The 26,285-nt window shown below is 66.9% G+C and carries 22 protein-coding genes; 15 read left to right on the top strand and 7 right to left on the bottom strand.

Annotation, left to right across the window (positions count from 1 at the left end):
* Nucleotides 1–5: 5 nt before the first annotated feature.
* Together AB2M62_RS19175 and queF are read right to left on the bottom strand one after the other, a co-directional pair.
* Nucleotides 6–2,279 (bottom strand): glycosyltransferase, encoded by a 2,274-nt coding sequence (locus tag AB2M62_RS19175; RefSeq protein WP_404336402.1) that lies wholly within the window; start codon nt 2,277–2,279, stop codon nt 6–8.
* Nucleotides 2,280–2,419: 140 nt separating this feature from the next.
* Nucleotides 2,420–2,866: a preQ(1) synthase gene (queF, locus tag AB2M62_RS19170; RefSeq protein ID WP_404340035.1), complete on the bottom strand. Its 447-nt coding sequence runs from the start codon at nt 2,864–2,866 to the stop codon at nt 2,420–2,422.
* Nucleotides 2,867–2,928: 62 nt separating this feature from the next.
* On the opposite strand from queF, the gene AB2M62_RS19165 reads away from it, so the two are divergent.
* The 7 genes from AB2M62_RS19165 (at nt 2,929) to AB2M62_RS19135 (ending at nt 12,713) form a co-directional block, all read left to right on the top strand.
* Nucleotides 2,929–3,777: a sulfurtransferase gene (locus AB2M62_RS19165; RefSeq protein ID WP_404336400.1), complete on the top strand. Its 849-nt coding sequence runs from the start codon at nt 2,929–2,931 to the stop codon at nt 3,775–3,777.
* Nucleotides 3,774–4,958: a cystathionine beta-lyase gene (metC, locus tag AB2M62_RS19160; protein ID WP_404336398.1), complete on the top strand. Its 1,185-nt coding sequence runs from the start codon at nt 3,774–3,776 to the stop codon at nt 4,956–4,958. Before AB2M62_RS19165 ends, metC begins: the two co-directional genes overlap by 4 nt.
* Nucleotides 4,958–6,244: a mechanosensitive ion channel family protein gene (locus tag AB2M62_RS19155; protein WP_404336397.1), complete on the top strand. Its 1,287-nt coding sequence runs from the start codon at nt 4,958–4,960 to the stop codon at nt 6,242–6,244. Before metC ends, AB2M62_RS19155 begins: the two co-directional genes overlap by 1 nt.
* Before the next feature lie 61 nt (nt 6,245–6,305).
* Nucleotides 6,306–7,550: an argininosuccinate synthase gene (locus tag AB2M62_RS19150; RefSeq protein WP_404336395.1), complete on the top strand. Its 1,245-nt coding sequence runs from the start codon at nt 6,306–6,308 to the stop codon at nt 7,548–7,550.
* 88 nt (nt 7,551–7,638) lie between these two features.
* Entirely contained in the window at nt 7,639–9,150 is a 1,512-nt protein-coding gene (locus AB2M62_RS19145; RefSeq protein WP_404336394.1) for an NAD(P)/FAD-dependent oxidoreductase, read from the top strand.
* Entirely contained in the window at nt 9,147–10,901 is a 1,755-nt protein-coding gene (locus tag AB2M62_RS19140) for a hypothetical protein (RefSeq protein ID WP_404336392.1), read from the top strand. The genes AB2M62_RS19145 and AB2M62_RS19140 overlap by 4 nt, the downstream gene beginning before the upstream one ends.
* A 45-nt stretch (nt 10,902–10,946) precedes the next feature.
* A complete protein-coding gene (locus tag AB2M62_RS19135; protein ID WP_404336390.1) occupies nt 10,947–12,713 on the top strand; it encodes a hypothetical protein in 1,767 nt (588 codons plus the stop codon).
* Here the strand turns inward: AB2M62_RS19135 and AB2M62_RS19130 are convergent.
* Complete coding sequence (locus AB2M62_RS19130) at nt 12,710–13,849, bottom strand: GNAT family N-acetyltransferase (protein WP_404336388.1); 1,140 nt, start codon at nt 13,847–13,849, stop codon at nt 12,710–12,712. The two genes, AB2M62_RS19135 and AB2M62_RS19130, sit on opposite strands and share 4 nt — an antisense overlap.
* Before the next feature lie 125 nt (nt 13,850–13,974).
* Between AB2M62_RS19130 and AB2M62_RS19125 the strand changes: the two genes are divergently transcribed.
* The 3 genes from AB2M62_RS19125 to AB2M62_RS19115 are packed head-to-tail and all read left to right on the top strand — an operon-like array spanning nt 13,975 to nt 15,768.
* A complete protein-coding gene (locus AB2M62_RS19125) occupies nt 13,975–14,382 on the top strand; it encodes an ExbD/TolR family protein (protein WP_404336386.1) in 408 nt (135 codons plus the stop codon).
* A gap of 56 nt (nt 14,383–14,438) precedes the next feature.
* Entirely contained in the window at nt 14,439–15,320 is an 882-nt protein-coding gene (locus AB2M62_RS19120; protein ID WP_404336384.1) for an MliC family protein, read from the top strand.
* 55 nt (nt 15,321–15,375) lie between these two features.
* Nucleotides 15,376–15,768, top strand: a complete 393-nt coding sequence (locus AB2M62_RS19115) for an acyl-CoA thioesterase (RefSeq protein ID WP_404336382.1) — start codon at nt 15,376–15,378, stop codon at nt 15,766–15,768.
* A 31-nt stretch (nt 15,769–15,799) separates the two neighbouring features.
* Here the strand turns inward: AB2M62_RS19115 and ppc are convergent, their stop codons facing one another.
* Nucleotides 15,800–18,472 (bottom strand): phosphoenolpyruvate carboxylase, encoded by a 2,673-nt coding sequence (ppc, locus tag AB2M62_RS19110; RefSeq protein ID WP_404336380.1) that lies wholly within the window; start codon nt 18,470–18,472, stop codon nt 15,800–15,802.
* 196 nt (nt 18,473–18,668) lie between these two features.
* Here ppc and AB2M62_RS19105 point away from each other — a divergent pair, with 196 nt between their 5' ends.
* Nucleotides 18,669–19,520 (top strand): oxygenase MpaB family protein, encoded by an 852-nt coding sequence (locus AB2M62_RS19105; protein WP_404336379.1) that lies wholly within the window; start codon nt 18,669–18,671, stop codon nt 19,518–19,520.
* A 214-nt stretch (nt 19,521–19,734) separates the two neighbouring features.
* On the opposite strand, the gene AB2M62_RS19100 is transcribed toward AB2M62_RS19105, so the two are convergent.
* Nucleotides 19,735–21,219 carry a helix-turn-helix transcriptional regulator gene (locus tag AB2M62_RS19100; RefSeq protein WP_404336378.1) on the bottom strand — a complete coding sequence of 495 codons (1,485 nt, stop codon included), beginning with the start codon at nt 21,217–21,219 and terminating at the stop codon, nt 19,735–19,737.
* Between AB2M62_RS19100 and AB2M62_RS19095 the strand changes: the two genes are divergently transcribed.
* Together AB2M62_RS19095 and AB2M62_RS19090 are read left to right on the top strand one after the other, a co-directional pair.
* Complete coding sequence (locus AB2M62_RS19095; protein WP_404336377.1) at nt 21,206–22,378, top strand: hypothetical protein; 1,173 nt, start codon at nt 21,206–21,208, stop codon at nt 22,376–22,378. The genes AB2M62_RS19100 and AB2M62_RS19095 overlap by 14 nt on opposite strands.
* 3 nt (nt 22,379–22,381) lie before the next feature.
* The gene (locus AB2M62_RS19090) at nt 22,382–22,966 is read left to right on the top strand and encodes a hypothetical protein (protein ID WP_404336376.1); all 585 of its coding nucleotides are present in this window, start codon (nt 22,382–22,384) and stop codon (nt 22,964–22,966) included.
* A 15-nt stretch (nt 22,967–22,981) separates the two neighbouring features.
* Here AB2M62_RS19090 and AB2M62_RS19085 read toward each other — a convergent pair whose 3' ends face one another.
* Nucleotides 22,982–23,878 (bottom strand): LysR substrate-binding domain-containing protein, encoded by an 897-nt coding sequence (locus AB2M62_RS19085; protein ID WP_404336374.1) that lies wholly within the window; start codon nt 23,876–23,878, stop codon nt 22,982–22,984.
* Nucleotides 23,879–23,988: 110 nt separating this feature from the next.
* Between AB2M62_RS19085 and AB2M62_RS19080 the strand changes: the two genes are divergently transcribed.
* Both AB2M62_RS19080 and AB2M62_RS19075 read left to right on the top strand, forming a co-directional pair.
* On the top strand, nt 23,989–24,741 hold the full coding sequence (locus AB2M62_RS19080; RefSeq protein ID WP_404336373.1) for an SDR family NAD(P)-dependent oxidoreductase: 753 nt from the start codon (nt 23,989–23,991) through the stop codon (nt 24,739–24,741).
* Between the two features lie 22 nt (nt 24,742–24,763).
* Nucleotides 24,764–25,126, top strand: coding sequence for a nuclear transport factor 2 family protein (locus AB2M62_RS19075; RefSeq protein ID WP_404336372.1), 363 nt, complete (start codon nt 24,764–24,766; stop codon nt 25,124–25,126).
* Nucleotides 25,127–25,213: 87 nt separating this feature from the next.
* Here the strand turns inward: AB2M62_RS19075 and rutA are convergent, their stop codons facing one another.
* Complete coding sequence (rutA, locus tag AB2M62_RS19070; RefSeq protein ID WP_404336370.1) at nt 25,214–26,281, bottom strand: pyrimidine utilization protein A; 1,068 nt, start codon at nt 26,279–26,281, stop codon at nt 25,214–25,216.
* Nucleotides 26,282–26,285: the final 4 nt, after the last annotated feature.

Below are 26,285 nucleotides of genomic sequence, written 5' to 3'. Positions count from 1 at the left end.
CGTGGTCAGGCGACCGCGGCAGGGCGGGTTGTTGACACGTTTTCGACCGGCTTTGAAAGAGCGGAAATCGCACAATTTGCCAGTTGCAGCGCCAAAATCAACTCGGCGCCCTGATTTCGGTTGAGGCCATGGGGCATCAGCCCGTCAAAGCAGCCGCCATCCTGCGCGGTGGCAAGCGGCAGTTCGAGGTCGTTCGCACCGAGATACCAATGATAGGCCCGCATCGCCTCTTCGTGCCAGCGCGCTTCGCCGGTCGCCTCATACGCGGCGGCGCAAGCATCGACCGTGGCCTGGGCCTCGAGCGGCTGCTGGTCGAACTGGAGCGGTTCGGCATAGGGCCGGCCGAAGCTCTCGCTGCCGACGGCGCGGAACCGACCTTCGGGCGACGTCTGGCGCCCGACGATCCATTCGAGCGTCTCGAGCCCGACGCTGATGAAGTCCTGGCGGCCCAGCACTGCGCCGGCGCGCAGCAGCGCCTCGGGAAGCCGGGCATTGTCATAGGCCAGCACGATCTCGAACCACTGCCATTCGGGGCGGCGTGCTTCGGCCAACAGCGTGATCAGCTCATCGCCGAAGCGGATGAGGATCGTGCGCGACAGCGCATGGCCGGGATGCGCCTCTAGCATCGCCGCGGCACCGAGCATGGCAAAGGCATGCGCGCGCGGCGCATCCAATTCGAAAGCAATCGACGCCGTGAGGTCGAACAACGCAGAAGCCCAGTCCCGATGCTTCTGCGCCCGGGCGTCGCGCGCGGTTACGCCAAGCGCCCACAGCGCGCGGCCATTCGAATCTTCCGATCCGACATCCTCGCACCAGGTGCGATCGAAGTTCATGAAGTTGCGGAAGCGTCGCGCATCGGCGTTCCAGGCATATTGGACGAACGACGCGTAGATGCTCGTCCACTTGTCACGCACGCCCTCGTCGATGTCGTCGATCTTCGACATCAGGATCAGCGCGCGGGCATTGTCGTCGATGCAATAGCCATGGCGGCGATCCGGCACCGAATAGATCGAATGCTGGAGCATGCCGGTGGCGTCGCTCATCCGCTCGACGGCGGCGATATCGGGCCGGAGCGGCGCATATTCGGCCGCCGCCTTCAGAAAGCGGCGCGGCTTCGCCGCGAGCACCCCGCCCAGTTCGGCGATCGCGCGCTCCGCGAGCCGCGGCCACAGCATGGTGCGGCCGCGGGCATAAGCACGCCTGGACAACGCGATGCGCGCTTCCGGGTCGGAGAGCAGGCGGCCGATCTCCCGCGCAAAGGCCGCACTGTCGCCGAAATCGACGAGGACGCCATGGCCGTCGGCCAGAATCTCGGTAGCATGGACATAAGGCGTCGAGATCACGGCCTTACCGACACCGACCGCATAGGACAGCGTGCCCGAGGTGATCTGCGCCGGATTGGGATAAGGGGTCGCATAGATGTCGGCGGCCTGGAGATAGTCGAGCAATTCGCCCTGCTCGACGAACCCGTCGATGAACTGGACATGCTCGGCAACGCCCAGCGCGGCCACTTGCGCCTTAAGGCGATCGCGATAGGCCTCGCCTTCATGCGCGGCGAGATTGGGATGCGTCGCGCCAAGGATCACATAATGCGCATTCGGATGCGCCGCGACCACCGCTGGGATCGCCTCGATCATCGTCTCGATGCCCTTGGACGGCGCGAGCAGCCCGAAGGTGAGGATCACGTCGCGGCCGAGCCAGCCGAACGCTTCCTTGAAATCATTGGGATCGGCGAAGGCGCGATCGGGAACGCCGTGCGGGATCATCACGATCTGCTTGTCGTCAGCGCCGTGGACGCGCTTGAGGATCTCGCGCCCGCGATCGGCCATCACGATGACCTTCGATGCGCGCCGGAGCAGCGCCTCCATTACGCGGCGCTCATCGGCGCTCGGCTTTTCGAGCACGGTGTGCAGCGTTGCGATTACGGGAATCGTCAGTCGATCGATTAGCGCGATCAGATATTCGCCGGCCGGACCGCCGTAAATGCCATATTCGTGCTGGATCCACAGCGCCTGCGCGCCGGACGCCTCGATGGCGCGCGCCGCGTCGAGATAGGCGGCGCGATCCTGTTCGGGGATCGCACGGGTTACTTCGGGCGGGTAATCGTAAAGGCCGGGATGATCGTCCATCGCATAGACGTCGACCTGGAGGTCGGGATAGCGTTGGACGAGTGCGTTGTAGGTATCGGTCGTGAACGTGGCGAGGCCGCACTTGCGGGGCAAGAAGTTGCCGATCAGCGCTAGATGGCGGATTCCCGAGAGATTCTGCAGCCGATCCATTCCAGACCCTTCGCTAATGCACATTAATCTGGAGCCAACTTGCCCCATTTCCCCTTCATAACTCCCGATTTTCGATTCGGTTGCGCCGTGCTGCGCCGCAACATAGGTACACCTGCGCCGAAGCGTTGTAAATCTGGGGTTCAGCCTCGCCCGCGATATCCCGGCACGTCCTGCGGCGGGATCCACACGCCCTTGGGGGGCTCGCCCGATTGCCAGAAGACGTCGATCGGGATGCCGCCGCGCGGGAACCAATAGCCGCCGATCCGGAGCCACTCCGGCTGCATCTCGTCGAACAGCCGCGCCCCGATCCCGACGGTGCAATCCTCGTGGAAGGCGCCGTGGTTGCGGAACGATCCGAGGAACAGCTTGAGCGACTTGGATTCGACGATCGTCGCGTTCGGGACATAGTCGATGACGAGATGCGCGAAGTCTGGCGCGCCGGTGATCGGGCACAGCGAGGTGAATTCGGGCACGGCAAAGCGCACCAGATAGCGCGTGCCAAGCCGCGGATTGGGGACGTAATCGAGCTCGGCTGCCTCCGGCGAGGCGGGAAGCGACGAGGTCTGGCCTAGATGCTTGGGTTCCATGCCAGCCATGTAGGCGCGCTGGAGGCTCGACGCCACTCCCCGCCCTGCCTAGAAGGCGACGAATGGAAGCCCTGGTCACGACCCAATGGCTGGCAGGCGCGCTGGGAAGCGGCGATCTGCTGGTGCTCGATGCGAGCTATACGTCGACGATCCCCGGTGCGCCGCCGAGCGATCCGCGGCTCAATTTCGAGCGCGCGCATATCCCGGGCGCGCGGTATCTCGATCTCGATACGCTGATCGATGCCGCGGATCCGCTGCCTTCGATGCTGCCGCCGCGCGCCCTGTTCGAGGCGCGGATGGCCGCGCTCGGCGTCACGCCGGAAACGCGCGTCGTCCTCTATGACAACGGGCCGCACCACACCGCCTGCCGCGCCTGGTGGGTGCTCGGCAGGTTCGGCGTCGAAGCATCGCTGCTCGACGGTGGCCTGGCCAAATGGCTGCGCGAGAGCCTGCCGGTCCAGGCCGGACCGGTGCCCCCCGCCTCGGTGAGCAGCTTCACCGCGAGCGCACCGCGAACCGGCAAGCGCACACTCGCCGAGATGCGGGCCAATCTGGAGAGCGGCGCCGAACAGGTCGTCGACGCCCGCTCAGCCGCACGCTTCACCGGCGAGGAGCCGGACCCGCGCAAGGACTGCGCCGCGGGCCACATCCCGGGCGCCAAGAACATCCCCTATGGCCACTTCTTCACGCCCGAAGGCACGTGGAAGACGCGCGACGCAATCGCCGCCACGTTCGCCGAGGCGGGGATCGACCCGGCCAAGCCGCTGGTGACGACCTGCGGCTCGGGAATCACCGCCGCGATCATCGCCTTCGCCGCGCATCTGCTCGGCCATCACGCCGCGCTCTACGACGGCAGCTGGTCCGAATGGGGCGCCGAACCCGCAACGCCCAAGGCAATGGGGCCGGCATGAGCGACGAGAAGGACGCGACCAGGATCGTTTCGGCGGGACGGCGGCCCGAATGGACCCAGGGCATCGTCAATCCGCCGGTGTGGCGCGCATCGACGATCCTCTACGACTTAGTCGCCGAACTGCGCGCGCGCGGCGCCGGCGACACCCACCACAAGCTGTTCTACGGCCGGCGCGGCACCCCGACCCAATGGTCGCTCGCCGAGGCGCTTAACGAACTCGAACCCGGCGCCGAAGGCACCTTGCTCTATCCCTCGGGCGTTGCGGCGGTAACCACTGCCCTGCTCGCGGTGCTCGAGCCGGGCGACGAATTGCTGCTGGTCGACAGCGCCTATGATCCGACGCGCAACTTCGCCAACGGGCTGCTCAAGCGGATGGGCATTACCACGCGCTACTATGATCCGCTGATCGGCGCGGGCATCGCGGAGCTGTGCAGCGAGCGCACCAGGGCGATCTTCCTCGAAAGCCCGGGCAGCCTGACCTTCGAAGTGCAGGACATCCCTGCGATCGTCGCCGTGGCGAAGCAGCGTGGGATCACCACGATGATCGACAATACTTGGGCGACGCCGCTGCTGCTCCCGACGATTGCGCTGGGGGTCGACTATTCGATCCTCGCCTGCACCAAATACATCGTCGGCCATTCGGACGTGATGCTCGGATCGGTTACCGCGGGGCCAGGCCAGTATGGCCGGCTGCGCAGCATGACCTACCAGCTTGGCCAGCACACCAGCCCCGATGACGCGTGGCTCGGTGCGCGTGGGCTGCGCACGATGGCGGTGCGGCTGCGCCAGCATGGCGCGGCGGCGCTGCAGATCGCTCGCTGGCTGGAGACGCGGCCCGAAGTCGCGCGAGTGCTGCACCCCGCGCTGCCGGGCTGCCCCGGCCATGCGCTGTTCGTTCGCGACTTCAAAGGCGCCTCGGGCCTGTTCTCCTTCGTGTTGAACGGCGGCGACGAAGCGGCGCGCGCCGCGCTGATCGACGGGTTGGCGCATTTCGGCATCGGCTTCAGCTGGGGCGGCTATGAGAGCCTGGCGTTGCCGATCGACCCGCAGCGCCACCGCAGCGCGACGCGCTGGGAAGCCGAAGGGCCGGTCGTGCGGTTGCAGATCGGCCTGGAAGACCCCGACGACCTGATTGCGGATCTTGCCGCGGGGTTGGACAGGTTCGCGGCGGCGCGCGGCTGATGGAGCGGCTCGGCGCCTGGCTGGCGGGTCACAACCTGCCCGACGCCGCCGAACTGACAGAGGCCGCGCTCGGCGCCGGGCTCGCTGCGCTGGCGCTGATGCTCGGCTGGTTCGCCGGGCGGCGGCTGGGCGGCCACATTGCCGCATTCTGGACGAGCCATCTCAGCGATCCGCCCGCTGGGTTTCAGCCGCGCGTGTGCCGGATCGTCCGCTGGCTCGTCGCGACGATCCTGCTTGCCCTGATCGCCGTCGCCTGGCCGTGGCAGCCGCTCGCCGCGCTGCTGATTGGCCTCGCCGAGGCCAGCGCCGTGGCGATGCTCGCGCTTGCGGTGCTGCGCATTCTGGGGCTGCCGCGCTGGCTGGCCTGGATGCTCGCGGGGCTCGCCTTCACGGCGGTGCTGAGCCATGCGATCGGCGGCTTCTCGGTGGTCGAGGAGGTGCTCGGCCGGGTCGGCGTACGTGTCGGATCGCGCAACTTCACCTTGCTGTCGGCGCTGACCTTCGGTCTCACGATGTTGCTGCTTTATGCAGGAGTGCGGCTGGTCAACCGCATCCTCGGCCATCTGATCGGCCAGGCGCGCGGGTTCGATCCGACGCAGAAATTGCTGTTTCAGAAGCTCGCCGGGATCGCCGTGGTGATCCTCGCCTTCTTCATCGGCGTCGATCTGCTGCAGATCGACCTGACGGCGTTCACGGTCTTCTCGGGCGCGCTTGGCCTGGCGGTCGGCTTCGGCCTGCAAAAGACCGTCGGCAACCTGATCGCCGGGATCATCCTGCTGATGGACCGGTCGATCAAGCCGGGCGACGTGATCGTGGTGGGCGACAGCTTCGGCTGGGTGAACAAGATCGGCGTGCGTGCGGTTTCGGTGATCACGCGCGACGGCAAGGAGCATCTGATTCCGAACGAGAATCTGATGACTCAGGAAGTGGAGAACTGGTCCTACACCGATCGCAACGTCCGCGTGCGCATCCCCGTCACGGTAGCCTATGACTGCGACCTCACGCTGGCGCAGGAACTGATGCTGCGCGCCGCAGTGGAGAGCAGCCGGGTGCTCGACAATCCCAAGTCCAATGTCTGGCTGACCGCGTTCGGCGAGAATGGCGTGCAGCACGAGATCTTGTGCTGGATCAGCGATCCGCAGAGCGGCGTCGGCAATGTGAAGAGCGACGTGCTCAACCGGCTGTGGCTGCTGTTCAAGGAACACGGCATAACCATCCCGACCGCGCAGCGCGAAGTGCGCGTCCGCGAATGGCCGCCCGCGCCCGAGAACACCCCAACCCGCTAGTTGCACCCGCGGCCCGTGGACCCTAGAGCGCGCGCAAATCCCAGAATTCCGGAGTTGCTTCATGTCCGATCAGATCAACCGCCCTGCCGGCGAGGCCGGAATCAATCGGGTCGTCCTCGCCTATTCGGGCGGGCTCGATACCAGCGTGATCCTGAAATGGCTCCAGCAGACCTATAATTGCGAGGTGGTGACCTTCACTGCCGATCTCGGCCAGGGCGAGGAGCTCGAGCCCGCGCGGCGCAAGGCCGAGCAGGCGGGCGTCAAGCCCGAGCACATCTTCATCGACGATCTGCGCGAGGAGTTCGTGCGTGACTTCGTCTTCCCGATGATGCGCGCGAACGCGATGTACGAAGGCCTGTATCTGCTCGGCACCTCGATCGCGCGCCCGCTGATCGCCAAGCGCCAGATCGAGATCGCGCGGATGGTCGGCGCCGATGCGGTCAGCCACGGCGCCACCGGCAAGGGCAACGACCAGGTCCGCTTCGAGCTCGGCTATTACGCGCTCGCGCCCGACATCAAGGTGATCGCGCCGTGGCGCGAGTGGGACCTGACCAGCCGCACCCGGCTGATCGAGTTCGCGGAAGCGCACCAGATCCAGGTCGCCAAGGACAAGCGCGGCGAAGCGCCCTTCTCGACCGACGCCAACCTTCTCCACACTTCGTCCGAGGGCAAGGTGCTCGAGGATCCGTGGGAGGAAGTGCCCGATTACGTCTTCTCGCGCACGGTCAGCCCCGAGGACGCGCCTGACGCGCCCGAATATATCACGATCGATTTCGAGCGCGGCGACGGCGTCGCGCTGAACGGCGAGGGCGTCAGCCCGGCAACCTTGCTCACCAAGCTCAACGAGCTCGGCCGCAAGCACGGCATCGGCCGGCTCGACCTGGTCGAGAACCGCTTCGTCGGCATGAAGTCGCGCGGCATGTACGAGACGCCGGGCGGCACGATCTATCACCTCGCGCATCGCGGCATCGAGCAGATCACGCTCGACCGCGGCGCGGCGCATCTCAAGGACGAGCTGATGCCGCGCTATGCCGAACTGATCTATAACGGCTTCTGGTTCGCCCCCGAGCGCGAGATGCTCCAGGCCGCGATCGACCACAGCCAGGAAAAGGTTACCGGCACCGTCCGGCTCAAGCTCTACAAGGGCGGAGTCTATGTCGTCGGCCGCAAGTCGCCCTACACGCTCTACAGCGAGAAGGTCGTCACCTTCGAGGACGATCAGGGCGCCTATGACCAGCGCGACGCGGCAGGCTTCATCAAGCTGAACGCGCTGCGTCTCCGCCTGCTCGGTCGCCGCGACGGCTGATCGCGCAACGGGGGGCTCTTAGCCTCCCGTTAACCAGACTTTAGCGCTTGGAACGGCATCACCCCGTGCACTTGCATGGGGATTCTCAATGGCTGCCTCCACGAATGCCGTCGACGTCGCGATCATCGGCGCTGGCCCGGCCGGGCTGACCGCCGCGTATCTGCTGACCAAGGCCGGCCGCTCGGTCGTGGTGATCGAGAAGGACGCGGTCTATGTCGGCGGCATCAGCCGCACCGTAGAGCATCAAGGGTTTCGCTTCGATATCGGCGGGCATCGGTTCTTCTCGAAGTCGAAGGAAGTGGTCGATCTCTGGAACGAGATCCTGCCGGACGACTTCATCGAGCGGCCGCGGATGAGCCGCATCTTCTATGGCGGCAAATTCTACAGCTATCCGCTGCGCGCGTTCGAAGCGCTGATGAACCTCGGCGTGTGGACCTCGACCTTGTGCATGGCCAGCTATGCCAAGGCCAAGCTTTTCCCCAAGAAGGACGTGAAGAGCTTCGAGGATTGGGTGGTCAACCAGTTCGGCCACAAGCTCTATTCGATCTTCTTCAAGACCTATACCGAGAAGGTGTGGGGGATGCCGTGCGACGCAATGTCGGCCGATTGGGCGGCTCAACGGATCAAGGGGCTGAGCCTCGGCAAGGCCGTGCTCGACGGGCTCAAGCGCTCGCTCGGGCTCAACAAGACGCCCAATGACGGCATGGCGACCAAGACCTTGCTCGAGACCTTCCGCTATCCGCGCAAGGGCCCCGGGATGATGTGGGACGCCGCGCGCGACCGCGTGGTCGAGGGCGGCAACCGCGTGCTGATGGATCATGCGCTCAAGGCGATGGCCTTCAACGACCAGACCGGCCGCTGGACGGTTCAGGCGACGCACGGCGACGAAACCGTCTCGATCAATGCCGCGCACGTCATCTCCTCGGCGCCGATGCGCGAGCTTGCCGGGCGCATCCAGCCGCTGCCCCAGGCGATCCCAGCCGCGATGGACCTCCACTATCGCGACTTCCTCACCGTCGCGTTGATGATCCGCTCCGAAGACCTGTTCCCGGACAATTGGATTTACATCCACGATCCGCGCGTGAAGGTCGGCCGCGTCCAGAATTTCCGCAGCTGGTCACCCGAGATGGTCCCCGACGCCGACATCGCCTGTGTCGGCCTCGAATATTTCTGCTTCGAAGGCGATGGCCTGTGGTCGTCATCGGACGCCGACCTCATCGCGCTCGCCACGCGCGAGCTCGCCCAGCTTGGCCTTGCCGATCCGGCAAGCGTCGTCGGCGGGGCGGTGGTCCGCCAGGAAAAGGCCTATCCCGTCTATGACGAAAGCTATCGCGACAATGTCGAGGCGCTACGCGTCGAGCTGGAGGCGCGCTACCCGACGCTGCACCTGGTCGGCCGCAACGGCATGCATCGCTACAACAACCAGGATCACGCGATGATGACCGCGATGCTCACGGTCCGCAATATCGAGGCCGGCGCGCGCATCTACGACGTCTGGAACGTCAACGAGGACGCCGAATATCACGAGTTCGGCACCGAGGGTGAGCGGGCGGCGCTGGCATCCGAACGCCAGGTGCCGGGGCGGCTGAAGGTAGCATGACCCGCGACCGGCTCTGGCCGGCGATACTGTCCGGCTGGGTCGTCGCCGCGCTGGTCCTGACGCTCGTCTCGCTGCCGCAGATCGTCCATCTGTGGTTCTCCGATCCCGACGATCCGATGCGCCTGCTCGAAGTGCGCGATTGGCTGGCTGGGCAAAGCTGGTGGGACGTCAGCCAGCACCGTCTATGGGGCGGCGCTTTCGCGATGCACTGGTCGCGGCTGGTCGATCTGCCGCTCGCGGCATCGATGGCGCTGCTCGATCCGATGATCGGCCCGGCGGCATCGACGCGCGTCGCGCTGGTACTGGTCCCCCTTCTCACGCTCCTTGCCGTGATGGCGCTCGCCGCCACCCTGACGCGCCGGCTGGCCGGGATCGAGCCCGCGCGGCTTGCGGTGCTGGTCGCGCCGCTCTCCGTCCCGCTGCTTTTCCAGCTCCGCCCGATGCGGATCGATCATCATGGCTGGCAGATCGCGCTTGCCCTCGCCGCCATGGCCGCCTTGCTTGCCAGGCCGAGCGCGCGCAGCGGCGCCGCGATCGGTGCGGCGCTTGCGACGCTGCTCACCATCTCGCTCGAAGGCCTTCCGATCACGGCGGTGATCCTCGGCGTGATGCTGCTCGCCTGGGTCGCCGATCCGACGCGCCGGCCGCAGGCGCTCGCGGCGCTCTGGTCGATGCTCGGCACCGTCGTGCTGCTCCATCTCGCCACGCGCGGCCCAGGTTTCTGGGCGCCGGCCTGCGACGCGATCGCGCCGAACTGGATCGCGGCGCTGGGCGTCGCTGTGCTCGGCGCCAGCGCGACGCTGCTGCTTCCGACGCCCTCGCGGATCCTTCGGCTGGCGTTGCTGGCGCTCGCCGGCGCCGCGACGCTGGCGACGCTCATCGTGATCGCTCCGCTCTGCCTCAAGGGCCCGTTCGGAACGCTCGACCCGATCGTCTACCAGCTCTGGTACCGCAACGTCCTCGAAGGCATGCCGGTGTGGGAGCAACGGCTGCCGATGGCCGTGATGACCATCGCCTTCCCGACTTCGGGGCTCGTCGGCGGCGTATTGGCCTGGCGTGCATCGCAGGGCGAGAAGCGGGTCTTGTGGACGATGATGCTCGCAGTAGCGCTGCTAGCGTTCGGCCTGTCGCTGCTCGTCGTCCGCACCGGCGGCACCGCCAACGCGCTCGCGGTCCCCGGCGGCGCCTGGCTGCTCCACGCGCTGCTGACGCGTGCGCGCGCCGTCGAATCACCCTTGAAGCGCGTCGGGGCGACGGCGCTGGCGCTTGTCGCCGCATCGCCCGGGCTTGTCGCAAGCGTGCCCTTCCTTGCCCACCCCCGCCCCGCGGCCGTCAAGGAGCGCGAAGCCGCTGCCGGTGCCCGCCGCGCCTGGTGCCAGAACGACAATCGCGAGGCCGGCGATCTCGCGCATATCCCCGCGGCGACGCTGTTCACGCCGCTGGAAATGACCCCCGCGCTGCTTGCCACCAGCCGCCACCGCGCCATCGCCAGCGGCTATCACCGCAATGATCTCGCCATCCGCCGGGTGCTGGTCACCTTCACCGGGGCACCCGAACAGGCGCATCGCCTGGTGCGCGAAAGCCGCGCAGACTATGTCGCTGGCTGCCCCGGCGGCAACGAGACCGAGCTCTACAAGAGGGTCGCTCCGAACGGCTTCTGGGCCCGGCTGGAACGCGGCGAACGCTTCGACTGGCTAGAACCCGTGCCGCTGCAGGATTCGCCCATGCTGGTATGGCGCGTCACCCGCTGACGGGTGGCTTGCGGCAGAGGCCCTGCCGCGCGTAAAGCCGCGCGGATGGACAGGGGCGACGCGCGGCATTGGTGGCAAACACGGTGGTTCGTACTCGTCGCGACCTTGGTCGCGACGCTGCCGCTGCTCTGGCCCGATATCCCGCCTTTGGTCGACCTGCCCGGGCATATGGGGCGCTATCGCGTCCAGCTCGTCTACGACCAGACGCCCTGGCTACACGAATGGTATGACTTCCGCTGGAGCCTGATGGGCAATCTCGGGGTCGATCTGCTGATCATCCCGCTCCATCATCTCTTCGGGCTCGAGCTCGCGGTGAAGCTCATCATCATCACCATCCCCGCGATGACCGTCGCCGGGCTGTTGATGATCGCCCGCGAAGTGCACGGGCGCATCCCCGCGACCGCGCTGTTCGCGCTGCCGCTCGCCTACGCCTTTCCGTTCCATTTCGGCTTCGTCAATTTCGCGCTGTCGATGGCGCTGGCGCTGCTCGCCTTTGGCTGGTGGCTGCGCCTCGGCCGGCTGGGCAAGTTCGGCTTCCGGTCGATGGTGTTCCTGCCGATCTCGGTGCTGATCTGGATCTGCCACACCTTTGGTTGGGGGCTGCTCGGCGTGCTCGCCTTCTCGGCCGAGCTGATCCGTTATCACGATCTCGGCCGTCGCCGCGAAATCCCCTGGTACCGCGATCTCGTCCGCGCCTGGCTGCTCCCGGCGATCTATGCCGGCGTGCAATGCTTGGTGCTTGCGCCGCCGGCAGTGCTGATGGTGCTGTGGCGCTCGGGCGGGCATGTCTCGGGCCAGACCGGCGACTGGTTCAACTGGCGCGCCAAGACCCTATGGGTGGTCCAGGTGTTCCGCGATCGCTGGCAGCTGTTCGACCTGGCCTCGATCGGCGTGCTGTTCCTGCTGCTGCTCAAGGCGGTGCGCGACCCCAATCTCCAATATTCGCGCAACCTGACGCTGTCCGGGCTGTTCCTGCTCGCGGTCTATATCCTGCTGCCGCGGATCGTGTTCGGATCGGCCTATGCCGATATGCGGCTTGTCCCCTATCTGTTGGCGATCGGGATCATCGCGATCCGGCCCAAGCCGGGCCTGTCGATCCGCGGCGCCGCGACCGTCGCCGCGCTGGGCCTCGCTTTCTTCCTCGTCCGCATCGGCGCGACGACCTACAGCTTCCTGCTCTACGACAAGGCCTATGACCGCGAGCTGAAGGCGCTCGAGCACGTGCCCGTGGGCGCCAAGCTGGTCAGCTTCGTCGGCGAGACCTGCTATAACGAGTGGAAGATGACGCGGCTGCAGCACGTGCCCGCGCTCGCGCTCGAACGGCGGCTGGCCTATACCAACGATCAGTGGTCGATGGCGGGCGGCCAGCTGCTCACCGTCCATTATGCCCCGGCGAAGCGCTTCGCTCATGATCCCTCCGAAATCGTCACCGACGTGCAATGCCCGCGCGAATGGTGGCGGCCGGTTGCCTGGGCGCTGTCGCGCTTTCCGCGCGATGCCTTCGACTATGTCTGGATGATCCGCCCGCCGGCCTATGATCCGCGCTTCGAGCAGGGGCTGGTTCCGGTGTGGCGCGATGGCTCGAGCGTGGTGTTCCGCGTCGATCACAGCGTCCCCGCGCCGGTGATCCAGCATGGCGACCTGACGCTGCCGCGCTGGGAACGCGACTATATCCTCGCCGACGGCCGCCAGAGCAGCAACCTGCCCGAGCCCGAGGCGAGCCCCGACCCGATGCCCACGGTAACGCCAACGCCGACCCCAACACCTACCGCGACCCACAGGGCCACGCCGAAGCACAAGGCTCGCCGCTAATCCTCGCGCCGAAAGGGCGTCAGCTCGGCGAGATATTCCTGTTCATTGTCGATCGCGGCACGTTCGCGGGCGAGGAAATCGGCGACGGCGCGGCGAAAGCCGGGGTTCGGGAAATAATGCGCCGACCAGGTCGTCACCGGCACATAGCCGCGCGCCAGCTTGTGCTCGCCCTGCGCGCCGGCCTCGACCCGCGAAAGCCCGCGCGCGATCGCGGCATCGATCGCCTGGTAATAGCACAGCTCGAAATGGAGGAAGGGCACTTCCTCGACCGCCCCCCAATAGCGGCCATAGAGCGCATCGCCGCCGATCAGGTTGAGCGCGCCGGCGATCGGCACGCCGTCGCGCTCGGCGAGGATCAGCAGCACCTGCTCGCCCATCTCGGCGCCGAGCAGCGAGAAGAACGGCCGCGTCAGATAGGGGTGGCCCCATTTGCGCGCGCCGGTGTCCTGGTAGAATGCCCAGAAGGCGTCCCAATGCGCCTCGGTGATCTCGGCGCCGGTAAGGTGGCGAACGGTCAGCCCCTCCAGCGCGGCGGCGCGCTCCTTGCGGATCGCCTTGCGCTTGCGGCTGGCGAGCGCCGCGAGGAAATCGTCGAAGCCGCCATAGCCGTCATTCGCCCAGTGAAACTGGGTGCCGGCGCGGATCAGCCAGCCGGCGCGCTCGAACTCGGGCAGCTGCGCATCGTCGACAAAGGTGACGTGCGCAGAGGAGAGTTCGTTCTGCTGGGTCACTGCCTCGATCGCCGCGATCAGCGCGGGCGCTTTGGCGGGATCGCGCAGCAGCAGCCGCGGCCCGGGCACGGGCGTGAACGGCACGGCGATCTGGAGCTTGGGGTAATAGTCGCCGCCAGCGCGCTCCCAGGCATCGGCCCAGCCATGGTCGAAGACATATTCGCCCTGGCTATGCGCCTTGGCATAGGCCGGGGCGATCGCCGCGGCGCGCCCGTCCGCCCCGTCGACCAGGATCGGCAGCGCCTGCCAGCCGCTTCCTGCCCCCACCGATCCCGAACGTTCGAGGATCGACAGAAAGGCATGGCTGACGAACGGATTGCCGCTGCCCGCGCACGCATCCCATTCCTCCGCGGGAATCGAGGCGACGCCTTCGGCGATACGGGCGGTGATCGGCTGGGAAGTCACTGACCCCTATCTAGGCGCGCGCGCCGCGGAACGGGAGAGGCGCGGCGCAATCGGCTGCGAAATCCTCCTCTTTTCATCACGCCAATTCGTGATACGGTATCACATCACCATGAAGGAGAGGCGCCATGGTCCGCACTGCCCCCGTTGCCGAGCCCATTCCCTTCCATGCGATCAACGTCACGCCGTTCATCGACGTGATGCTGGTGCTGCTGATCGTGATGATCCTCAGCGTCCCGGTCGCGACCCACAAGGTGCCGATCGACTTGCCGCAGCCCGGCGGCGAAACCGTGGCCGAACGCCCGCACCAGCTCGCGATCGATGCCGGCGGCGCTCTGTTCTGGGACGGCGCGCCGCTGCGCGATGCCGCACTTCCCGGCGCCCTCGCCACGCTCCAGCGCGATCCCGAGGCAGTGCTCCACCTGCGCACCGATCCCGAAGCGCGCTACGAGCGGTTCGACAATGTCCTGGCGGTGGTCAAGCGCGCCGGAGTCAAACGGCTCGGCTTCGAAGGCAACCAGCCGCTCGCAGACTGAGGGAACGCCCGCATCCGGGCCGGCGTTCGTTACGCATCGTCATTATCGAGGTCCGGATGCGCACCCTAGCCCTGCTTCTCGCGCTCGCCGCCTGCTCGTCGCAGTCCGGCAATAGCGATACGCGCAACGACACCCTGCCCATCCGGGAGGCCGCGCCTGCCGGGTCGGCGACGCCCACAGCAGCGCCGACCACCGCCGCCGCCACGCCGCTTCCCGCAGCAACTCCCGCGGCGCCCGGCACGCCGGGCGGACTCGACGACGATCGCACGCCGGTCAGCGAAGCACCGTTCACCGAAGACAGCGCGCAGGGCGCCGCGAATGTCGTCCAGACCTATTATGCGCTGATCGGCGAAGGCAAATACGGCCAGGCGTACAAGCTGTGGGAGCCCGGCGCTGCCGGCATGAGCCCCCAGGCATTCGCCGCGAGCTTCGCCAAATATTCCGAATATCGCGCACAGGTTGGCGCGCCGGGCCGCGTCGATTCGGGCGCCGGGCAGCGCTATGTCACCGTGCCGGTGCAGGTCTATGGCCGGCTCAAGGCGGGCAACGCGCCGTTCAACCTGCGCGGATCGATCCTCCTCCACCGCACCGCCGACATCGACGGCGCCACCGCCGAGCAGCGCCGCTGGCACATCCGCAACACCGACATCAAGCCGCGCCCGGGCGAGGCAAATCCCACGCCCGGACCGACCGCGGACAACCGCTCGAGCGCGCGCTATCGCTGCATGGACGGGTCGCGCCTCGCCGCGGCGTTCGACCCCGACAACAAGCGCGTCACCGTCTCGCGCGGCGGCAAGCAGCTCGCGGTGCTACGCGGCCAGCCCGCCGCTTCGGGCATCCGCTATGCCGGCGGCGGTTACGAGCTGCGCGCCAAGGGAACGGACATGACCTTCACCGCGCCGGGCCTGCCGCCGATCGCGTGCAAGGCAATCGAATAAGGGCGATCGAACGCGCCGCTTCCCTGCCGCGGGGCAATCGGGTTAGCCTCACGGCATGGCAGTTTACAGCGAGACGATCACGGCCGGCCCCGACGACATCGACGAGCTCGGCCATGTCAACAATGCGGTCTGGGTTAAGTGGATCCAAGACGTCGCGGTGGCGCATTGGTATGCGGTCGCCGCGCCCGAGCATCACGCGGCCTATTTCTGGGTCGTGACCCGGCATGAGATCGATTATCGCGGCAATGTCGTCGCGGGCGAGACGGTGACTGCGCAGACCTGGGTGCCCGATCCCCCGCGCGGCGCGCGCTTCGATCGCCACATGAAGTTCACCGGCGCCGACGGCAAGATCCGCGTCGAGGCCCGCACCACCTGGGCCATGATTGACCGCGCGACCGGCCGCCTCGCGCGCATCCGCGAGGAGATCGCGGCGCCGTTCCTGGCCTGACCCGCCCCTTCCCTTCAGGGAGGGGGACACGTCATCCGCTGTTGCGCAGCGCCGTTGCGATCGCGTTGATCGAGAGCAGGATGCCTTCGCCGATCCGCGGGTCTTCCTCGCCGGCGCGGTGGCGCTTCATCAGCTCGATCTGCAGCAGGTTGAGCGGCTCGATATAGGGCAGCCGCAGCCGGATCGAGGTGTCGAGCGCCGGGTGTTTTTCGAGCAGCCGGGTCTGGCGCGTGACCTGGAGCAGCCCGTCATGCGTCTGCTGCCAGCCGTCGCGGATGCGGCCGAACACGCTGTCGCGCAGCCCGGCATCCTCGACCAGCGCGGCATAATGGCTGGCGATCGCCATGTCGGACTTGGCGAGCACCTGCTCCATGTTCGCCAGTGCCGAGGCGAAGAACGGCCAGGCGCTGGCCATTTCGCGGAGCAGCCCCTTGTCCGCAAAGGCGTCGATCGCCGCGCCGACGCCGTACCAGCCCGGCAGCATCACCCGCGCCTGCGCCCAGCTAAATACCCAGGGAATTGCGCGCAGATCCTCGATCGCGTCCGATTTCTTGCGGCTGGCCGGGCGCGATCCGATCTTGAGCCCGGCGATCTCGGCGATCGGAGTCGCCTGGCGGAAGAAGGTGCGGAAGCCCTCAGTCTCGTAGACCAGCCCGCGATACGCCTTGAACGCGGTGCCCGAGAGTTCGTCCATCGCCGCGGCGAAGCGCGCCGAATTGGCCGGGCTCAATTGCTCGGGCTCGAGGCTGGCGAGCAACGTCGCCGACGCCATCGCTTCGAGATTGGTCATCGCGCTGGCGCGGGTGCCATATTTGGCGGCGATCACTTCGCCCTGCTCGGTGATGCGGATACGGCCCTGCACGGTCCCGCGCGGCTGGGCGAGGATAGCGGCGAAGCTCGATCCGCCGCCGCGCCCCACTGCGCCGCCGCGGCCGTGGAACAGCTGCATCGCGATATTCGCCTTCTCGAACACGGGTTTCAGCGCCGTCGACCCGCGCGAAAGCTGCCAGGTCGAGGTGAGATAGCCCCCGTCCTTGTTCGAATCCGAATAGCCGATCATCACTTCCTGATGGCCGCGCTTGGCGGCGATCGCGGCGACTTCGGGCAGGCCCAGCCACGCGTCCATGATCGCCGGCGCGCCTTCGAGATCCGCGATCGTCTCGAACAGCGGGATCGCCATGATGTGCGCCTGGGGATCCTCGCCGGGGATGTAGAGCCCGGCTTCCTTGAGCAGCACATGGACCTCGAGCAGGTCCGACACCGACTGCGCCATCGAGACGATGTAGTGGGTGATGCACTGCCGGCCATATTTGCCATGTGCCTCGGCGGCGGCGCGGACGATCGCCAGCTCCGAGGCGGTTTCCTCCGAATAGTCGGCATAAGGGCTGGTGATCAGCCGCGGGCTCTCCAGCTCGGTGCGCAGCAGCGCGACGCGCGCGTCCTCGTCCAGCGCCGCATAATCGTCGCAGATGCCGCCGGCCTTGAGCAATTCGGCGATCACGCGCTCATGGATCGCGCTGTTCTGGCGCATGTCGAGCGTGGCGAGGTGGAAGCCGAAGGTTTCGACCGCGCGGATCAGCCGCCCGAGCGCACCGCCGCTCGCCAGCGGCCCATCGCCCTCGTCGGCCAGGCCGTGCGCGATCGCGACCAGTTCGTCGCGAAATTCTCCCGGCGTCGCATAGGGCTCGGCGGTGAGCGGCGCGGGGCGCGGCGGCGCCTTGCCGCTGAGCAGCTGATACGTCGCCGAAAGCCGGGCATAGATCCCGGTGAGCGCGCGGCGATAGGGCTCGTCGGCGCGGCTCTTGCCCGCGTCCTGGCTCGCCTCGGCAAGCTTGAGCACTTCCTCGCTGACCTGGGTATGCTCGGTCGAGATCGAAAGCTCGGCGCCGAGCGCGTGGACTGCATCGAGATAATAATCGAGCACCGCCTGGGCCGAGCGGCTGAGCACCAACCGCAGCGAATCGGCAGTGACGAAGGGATTGCCGTCGCGGTCGCCGCCGATCCAGTTGCCGGTGCGCAGGAAAGTGGGCGCGCGTTCGCCCAGCGCGCGGTCCCAGCGGGCATAGAGCGCCGGGATCACCGGCAGGAAAACATCGCGCAGATAGGAGAGCGCGGTCTCGACCTCGTCGGCGACGCCCAGCTTCTCGCGGCGCAGCACGCGGGTTTGCCACAGCAAGGCGATCTGGCGGAGGATCGCTTCCTCGACCTTGTCGCCATCCTCGGTCTCGTCGCGGCCGAGATCGTTGAGCGTCATCAGCTCGGCGATCCGGTTCTTGTGGTCGATCATCGACTTGCGGCGAACTTCGGTGGGGTGCGCGGTGAGCACCGGCACGACCAGCGCATGATCGAGCAGCGCCATCACGGCGTCATGGCCGATGCCCTCGTTCTCGAGCCGCTGCAGCGCCGAGGCGAGATCGGCATCCTTCTCGGTCTCGACGCCCTGGCGATCCTCGGCAAGGTTGGCGAGCATCGAGAACAGCATGAAGCCGCGGACGAAATCGAGCGTCTCGTCGAGCGAGAGCCGATCGAGCCCGCGATCGATGTCGCCGGCGCCCGCCACGCCGCGATGGCGATCGACCGAGGTGGCGCGGATATATTCGATCCGCTTGAACAGTTCCTCGCCGCCATAGGCGCGGATCACGTCGCCGAGCAGGCGTCCCAGGAATTGGATGTCGGGATTGTTGGTGATCGCTAGGCTGGCCATGACCGCAGTTGCTGCACCGCAACGCCCGCGCGGTCAACGCCCGTAACAGGCGTGACGAGTTGATAGCGCTAACGCTGCATCCTGTCCCGCTTCCGGCCCCGCGGAAGAGGGTTTAGCGAGCGACTTCTTCTTCACACTCATCGCTCATCGCTCTCCTCCTGCTTGCAGGCACCCCCGAACCGCCTACCTTGCCTCCATGGCCCTGCTCGACACCGCAGCTCGCACGCTCAAGCGCCGTCTCGTCGGCCAGGTCCGGGGCGTCCTCAACGATGCGGCGAAGGGCGAGGCGCCGGTGGTGCGCAGCGCGGATGGTCTGTTCGCCCCGGATTCGGTGGTGTGGCGGGTGCATGGCGACGTTACCACGATGATGGTCGGCGGCGTCGCCGCGCTGCTCCTCCAGATGCTCCACCCCGCCGTGCTCGCCGGCGTGTGGGACCATTCGAGCTTTCGCGGCGACATGCTCGGCCGGCTGCGCCGCACCGCGCGCTTCATCGCGGTAACCAGTTACGCCGAGCGCGCCGAGGCCGAGGCCGCGATCGCCAAGGTGCGCGAGGTCCACACTCGCGTCCGCGGCACGCTGCCCGACGGCCGCGCCTATGCCGCAGACGATCCGTCGCTGCTCGCCTGGGTCCATGTCAGCGAGGCGGTGTCGTTCCTCGACGCGTGGATTCGCTATGCCGAGCCGGACATGCCGACGGCGGACCAGGACCGCTATTTCGCCGAGTTCGCGCAGATCGCGCAGGCGCTGGGCGCCGATCCGGTGCCGCGCAGCCGCGCCGAGGCCGATGCGCTGGTCGCCGCGATGCGGCCCGAGCTGCGCGTCGATGCGCGCACCCGCGAAGTCGCACGCATGGTGCTCGATCAGCCGCCGCCCAGTCTTGCCATGGCGCCGTTTCAGGCGCTCGCCTTTCGCGCCGCGGTCGATCTGCTGCCCGATTGGGCGCGGCGCATGCAGGGTTTGCCGGGCCCGCGAATGGCAACGCCGGCGGTCCGCTTCGGGACGAACGGGTTGGCGAGCACGCTGCGCTGGGCGTTCCGATCGGGCTGAAAGTCCCCGGCCGCGGATGGGCTCCCGGCCGGGGTACTCCCTCCCCCCGGAACACCACCGGAGCGCCGGGGCAGGACCCCGCGTTCGGCGATTCAAGCGATCTCTTACGCTATGTTGCGAGCAATCTTGTTGAACGTGCGTCGCGCGCGCTTGTCTGGATGTGTCACGGATGACCTGCCTCGCAACGCCAGCCAGCCCAAGCCCGGCGCAGCCGTTATTGCGGCATCTGCGCGATGCGGGCGACGAGTTGCGCCTGGCTGGCGGTCTCGGTCTTGAGGAAGATGTGCTTGAGGTGGAAGCGCACGGCGTTGACGCTGACGCCGTTATGGGCGGCGTACTCCTGCGGACTTTGGCCATTGACCAGCGCGCCGACGACGCGCGCTTCGGTGGGAGTCAGCCCAAACCATTGCGCCAATCGGTCGATCCCCAGAACCGGTCCTTCGCCCACCCCGCTTCCGATGGTGATGATCATCGCGGCATCGGCGATGGCGCCGCCGATCATCGGAATCGTCTTGGGCTTGATTAGAACGCCCAGCACCGGCCGTTCGCGGCCCGCGCGGTCGATCGCCTGGAAAGCCAGGTCGCCGGAGGCGCTCAGCCCCATCGCCGCGAGCTTCCGCTGGGCGGCCGGATCGACGAAGGCCAGCTTCCCGCCGGCGGTGGTGATAAGCCCCGTCGCTTCGTAATGCGCGACGCGTTCATTGGCCGAGAGGATGTTGAGCTGCTTGTCGAGGCTGATCAGAGCGTAGCGCGAACGGTTCGCCGCCGCCTGCGCCGCGCTCGCCGTCACCTCGGCGCTGGCGATACGCTGGCTGATCCGCACCGCACGCTGGATATGCGGACCGAGCACGCGAAGACCACGGCGCAGAACCGTCAGGTTGCGGTCGCCCGGCCCGATCAGCAACAGCCCGAGCCGCGCGCCATCGCTGCGGTCGAGCATGAGGCACAGCGTCCGGTCGACGTTCATCGCCGCTAGGAAATTCTTGTACAGCCCGGTCTTGCGAAGCTCCTCGCGCGGCAGGATGTCATCGGTGTCGATCAACTGGCCGTTGCGCGCCGGCCACGTCCGTCGCGACCATGGATTGCTGTAAGCAAAGACTGCGCTGTAGGTCGATTCGACGCCCGGCCCGACATTGGTAGTCGCGATGAACCGCGCGCTCGGGGGATCGCGGCGCTCCAGCATCAGGAACGCGGTGCGCCAGTCGGGCGGGCAAAGCGCCAGCCGGATTTCTTCGATCGTCGCATTCCACCGGCTCGGATCGAGCGCGCATTCGTAGATTTCGCCGATCAGATGATCGAGCGTCTCCCACGCGAGCGGCAGGTCATCGGGATGCAGAGCGTGGCCGGCCCCTAGGGTCCCGGCGGCGAGGTGCACAACGATTTCGCAGCCTCCTACCCAAACAGAGAGCGTGCTCCAGCCTAGAGCTGCGGCAGGGTGCAGGCAACGGTCGATGTGCGGTGCACCATCGACGGCCTCGTCGGGCGTCGCCGCACGAAATGCCGTGGTTCCGCAACGACGCGGCGGGGAAAGTCCTCCGCCTTGAACGACAAAGGGTAGTTCGATGATCGATATTTTCCCGTCTTTTGCGCGCTCGCGTCGCGGGCTCGCGTGCCGCCCCCGCGCCCTTACGGCTGCAATCGCTCTGGCAGGCTGCAGCCTCGCCGCCCTGCCGGCGGCCGCGCAGGTGTCGGCGATCACCGATGGCGGGCTCAATCTCGACGGCCAGAACACCACCTGCGCCAATGCCGATGGCTCGCTCTATGTCGTCAACGGCCAGGATTGCGATCCGGGCGGCCCGCTGACCGGTGCCGATCCCGATCAGTTCCACTTCTTGCGCGGGATCGGTTTCGGATCGGGCAATGCCGCATCGTCGATCAATGCGGACGGCACCGCATCGTTCGGTGGCCTCGCCGAATTCACCGGCGGCGCCCTCTTCAACAGCGGCGCGCAGTTCAACGGCCAGGTCAATCTCGGCGGGCTCACCCAGGCGCAGCAGATCACGTCGACCAGCATCATCAACTCCGGCGCGCTGACCACCAACAGCGTCAACACCGGCTCGCTCAACGCCTCGGGCACGGGCCGCGTCACCGGATCGCTGACCGCGGGCTCGTTCTCCACCGGGTCGGCGCTGATCACCGAACTCCGCGTCGCCACCTCTGCGTCGCTCGGCGGCAACGTGGAATTGCGATCGGGCACCAATTTCGACGCCGGCGGCAACCGGCTCCAGAATATCGGCGCGCCCGTCGTCGGCACCGACGCGGCGAACAAGGACTATGTCGATGCCAGCGTCGCCAGCGTCCAGGGCAGCGTGACGAGCCTGACCACCCAGGTGGCCGATCACGAGACTCGCCTCGCCACGGTCGAGACCCAGAATGTCCAGCAGGACAATCGGCTGACCGCGGTGGAAAACACCAATGTCATGCAGGATAGCCGGCTGACCGCAGTCGAGGGCACCAACGTCGTGCAGGACACCCGTCTCACCTCGATCGAAAACGTCAACGTCGCGCAGGATTCACGCATGACGGCGATCGAATTGGTCAACACGGTGCAGACCAACCAGATCAGCACGCTCCAGGACCAGGTCGGCGGGCTGCAGACCTCGGTCGACGGGCTGCGCCGCAACATCCGCGAGGCCAATGGCGGGATCGCCGCGGCCGTCGCGCTGGGCGGCACGATGGTGGTGCCCGACAGCCCGGTCTCGCTATCGTTCAACCTTGCCACCTATCGCGGCCAGCAAGGCTTTTCGGGCGCCGTCGTCGGGCGGATCGCGCCCAAAGTCTATGTCAACGCCGGCGTCGGCGGATCGACCGTGCGCCGCTCGACTGCCGGCCGCGTCGGCATCAGCTTCGGGCTATAAGCGATGAAGACGCTCGCAAACCTGGCGATTGCCGTTGCCGTCGCCGGCAGCCTGTACGGGGCATTGGTCTATGCCGAGGCGACCACCCCCGGGCTGGAATTCGGCGCGGTAAAGTTCGTCCTCCCGATGGTGCTCGGCTCGGGACTGTTCACCGGGCTCAACCGGCGCTCGGGCAATCGCAGGATGCCCGTCACCAACGGCATCCGGAAGGCCGAACTGCTGGCCTTTCCGCCGCGCGCCGGGAGCGGCTGGGTCGTGGTGCTGCGCGAGAAGCGCGCCGCGACGCGGTCGCTCGGCTTCGACGTCGTGGTCGATCGTGTCGCGATCGCACAGTTGATGCCGAAGCGTTTCACCATGATCGCCCTGCCCGCCGGCGCGCATCAACTGTCTGTCGATGTGCCGGGTGCCCGCGGTGATTTCGCGGTGGTGCCTCTCGATATCACCGTCGGCGCGGACACCGTCCTGATCTTCGCGATCCGCGCGTCGATGGGCCTGTTGCGAAGCCCGCTGCGGTTCGATCCGGTCGCCGACACCCCGGCGCTCCGGGCCACGCTTGCCCAGTTCCAGCTGGTGGAAGCGCAGGCGTAAGCCGAGCGCCCGGCCTCAATCGACCGCCGCTCGCGCGAAGCCACTCGCCAAATGATCGATAAGGGCGCGGACGGCGGGTGACAGGCCGCGCCGCGTTGTGAAAACGAGATGGACGATCCCGCGTTGGCCGCGCCATGCCGGCAACACGTGGACAAGGTCCCCGGCGGCGATCGCTTCGCGGCAGACATGATCGGGAAGAAGCGCAACGCCAAGCCCCTCCGCAGCCGCCCTTCTCACCGCCGCCATATCGGCGCAGCAAAGGCGCGCGGCGCGCTTCTCGACATGGCTGCGGCCATCGTCGGTCTCCAGATGCCATTCGAAGTCGTCCGATGCATCGCCGGTGCTCAGTCCCGGCAGCGTCGCGAGGCTGGCCACATCGGCAATTTGGCTCGCCAGTTGCGGGCTGGCGACCAGGATGCGGGTGGAAGCGCCGAGCGAGCGCATGGTCAGCGCCGCGTCGCTGGTCAGTGCGGTGCGCACGCGCAGCGCGAGGTCGATCCGCTCCTCGATCAGATCGACGGCACGGTCGGTGGCGACGAGTTGCAGCCGCACCTTGGGATAGCGGGCGAGAAATGCTGCGATCAGTCCCGAAATCGGCTCGATCATCCCCGTCGGGCAACTGAAGCGGACCCGCCCATGCGGCTCCGCCTGTGCCTGGACGACGAGTGCCTCGGCCTGCTCGGCTTCCGCCAGCATGGCGCGACACCGCTCGTAAAAGGCCTGGCCGGTATCGGTGACGCGGAAGCGGCGGCTCGACCGCTCGATCAGGCGCAGCCCCAATCGCTGTTCGAGGCCGGCGATGCGCCGGCTCAGCTTGGACTTCGGCTCGCGCAGCGCGCGGCCCGCAGCGGCGAAGCCGCCATGCGCCACCACTTCGGCGAAATAGGCCAGATCATTCAAATCCGTCCGCATCAGCGTTCCTCCAGTGGAACGCTATGTGCCACAATTGCCGTCTACACGCACCATCGTTCCATCCGCATTTGGGTGCACGGCAAGCGCCGACACGCTTTTGGAGACAGACGATGACGGATCGGTTCAAGAACAAGGTGGTGGTGGTGACCGGCGGCACGAGCGGTATCGGTCTCGCGACCGCCAAGGCGTTTGCAGCGGAAGGCGCCTCGGTGTTCATCACCGGCCGACGCCAGGCGACGCTCGACGCCGCGGTCAAGCAGATCGGCGGTCACGTTACCGGCATTCAGGGTGACATGGCCAAGCTCGCCGATATCGACCGTCTCTACGATGCGGTTCAGCAGAAGCATGCGCTGATCGACGTCGTGTTCGCCAATGCCGGCGGCGGCGAGATGGTGCCGCTCGGCGCGATCACCGAAGAGCATTATCACAACACGTTCGACTCGAACGTGAAGGGCGTGCTGTTCACCGTGCAGAAGGCGCTGCCGCTGCTCCGGGACGGCGCGTCGATCATCCTGACGAGTTCGACGACGAGCATTTCCGGAACGCCGGCCTTCAGCGTCTATTCCGCCACCAAGGCCGCGGTGCGCAACTTCGCCCGCAACTGGATGCTCGACCTCAAGGACCGGCATATCCGCGTCAACGCGATCAGCCCTGGCGTGACCGACACCGCGGGCCTCAACGACTTGTTCGGCGGCGGCGCGCAAGCGGCCGGCACCAAGGAGTATCTCGCAAGCCTGATCCCGGCAGGCCGGGTGGGCCAACCGGAAGAGATCGCCAAGGCGGTCTTGTTCCTTGCTTCCGACGATGCCAGCTTCGTCAACGGCGTCGAGCTCTTCGTCGACGGCGGCCAGGCCCAGATTTAATCGACGCAAGAGGAGACACATCATGTCGCAAAGCATCTCGACCCTGTTGCGCCGCAACCTTCAGGAAGTGTTCGGGGAAGCCGATCCGCAACGCCGCCGCGCCGCTATCGATGAAATCTGGGCGGAGGACGGCATATTCTATGCGCCTGACGGCATCCATCGTGGCCGCGACGCGATCGACCGCAACGCCGGCGAGATCCGCGCGACGCACCCGAGCTTTCGCTACGCAGAACTCGGCGAGCCCGAGGAAATCCACGGCACCGCCGGCCGGGCGCGCTGGACCTCGGGCGCGCCTGGCGAACCGCCTGCCTATGCGGGCACCGACTTCGCGATCGTCCGCGATGGGCGGATCGCCGAACTTTACATGTTTTTCGACAAGTCATGAGCGGAAACAGGATTTAGGAAACGCAGGTCGCCCGCCAATCTGGCGCGGCGGCCTGCCGAATCCTTCGCCCCCAAGCTGCGCGACGCCTCACGCCCGGTCGGCGCGGCTCTTCATCAGCGGCTGAATGCGCGTGCCGAATGCTTCCACGCCTTCGAGAAAGTCGTCGAAGGTGAGCAATACGCCGCCGGTGTTCGGGACCTCCGCCATCGCGTCGAGCATGCGCGCCACGCTTTCATAGCTGCCGACCAGCGTGCCCATGTTGATGTTCACCGCGCCTTCGGGGGCGGCGAGCTGGCGCACATTGGTGTCGGTGTTGACCGTGTCCTTGGCGCCCTGGTCGGCCAGCCACGCAATCGCCTCCAGATCGACGCCGTCATTGTAGCTTTGCCATTTGGCCATCGCCTCCTCGTCGGTCGGCGCGGCGATCACCATCACCAGCACGAAGACCGAGACGTCGCGGCCGGTTTGCGCAGTGAACTTGGCGAGGCGCGCATTGTTCGAGGCAAAGGCCGTCGGCGTGTTGACGCCCTTGCCCAGGCAAAAGGCATAGTCCGCCCACTTCGCCGAGAATGCCAGCCCCGCATCGGAAGAGCCCGCGCAGATGATCTTCATGTCTGCCTCGGGCCGCGGCTGGACCAGGCAGTCGGTCATTTCGTAATATTTGCCCTTGAAGTCGGAACGGCCGGTTTCCCACAGCTCGCGCAGCACCTGGGCATATTCGTCCAGCACGTCGTAGCGGTTGCGGAAATGCTCGTCGCCGGGCCAGAGGCCCATCTGGGTATATTCGGGCGGCTGCCAGCCGGTGATCAAATTGAGCCCGAAGCGGCCATGGCTGATGCTGTCGATCGTATTGCACATCCGCGCCGCGAAGGCGGGGGGAATGATGAGGGTCGGGCAGGTGGCGTAGATCTTGATCTTCTCCGTCACCGCCGCCAGCCCGGCCATCAGGGTAAAGCTCTCCAGGCCATATTCCCAGAACTGGGTCTTGCCGCCGAAGCCGCGCAGCTTGATCATCGAGAGCAGGAAATCGAGCCCGTGCTTCTCGGCGCGCAGGGCGATCTCCTTGTTGAGGTCGAAGCTCGGCAGATATTGCGGGGCGTTCTCGCTGATCAGCCAGCCATTGTTGTTGATGGGCACGAAAACGCCGACCTGCATGGCT

Origin of the sequence: Sphingomonas sp. MMS12-HWE2-04, assembly GCF_044881185.1 — a bacterium.
Lineage (GTDB): Bacteria > Pseudomonadota > Alphaproteobacteria > Sphingomonadales > Sphingomonadaceae > Sphingomonas.
Note: the sequence above shows the minus strand (reverse complement) of the source record. Positions and strands in the feature narration are given on the sequence as shown.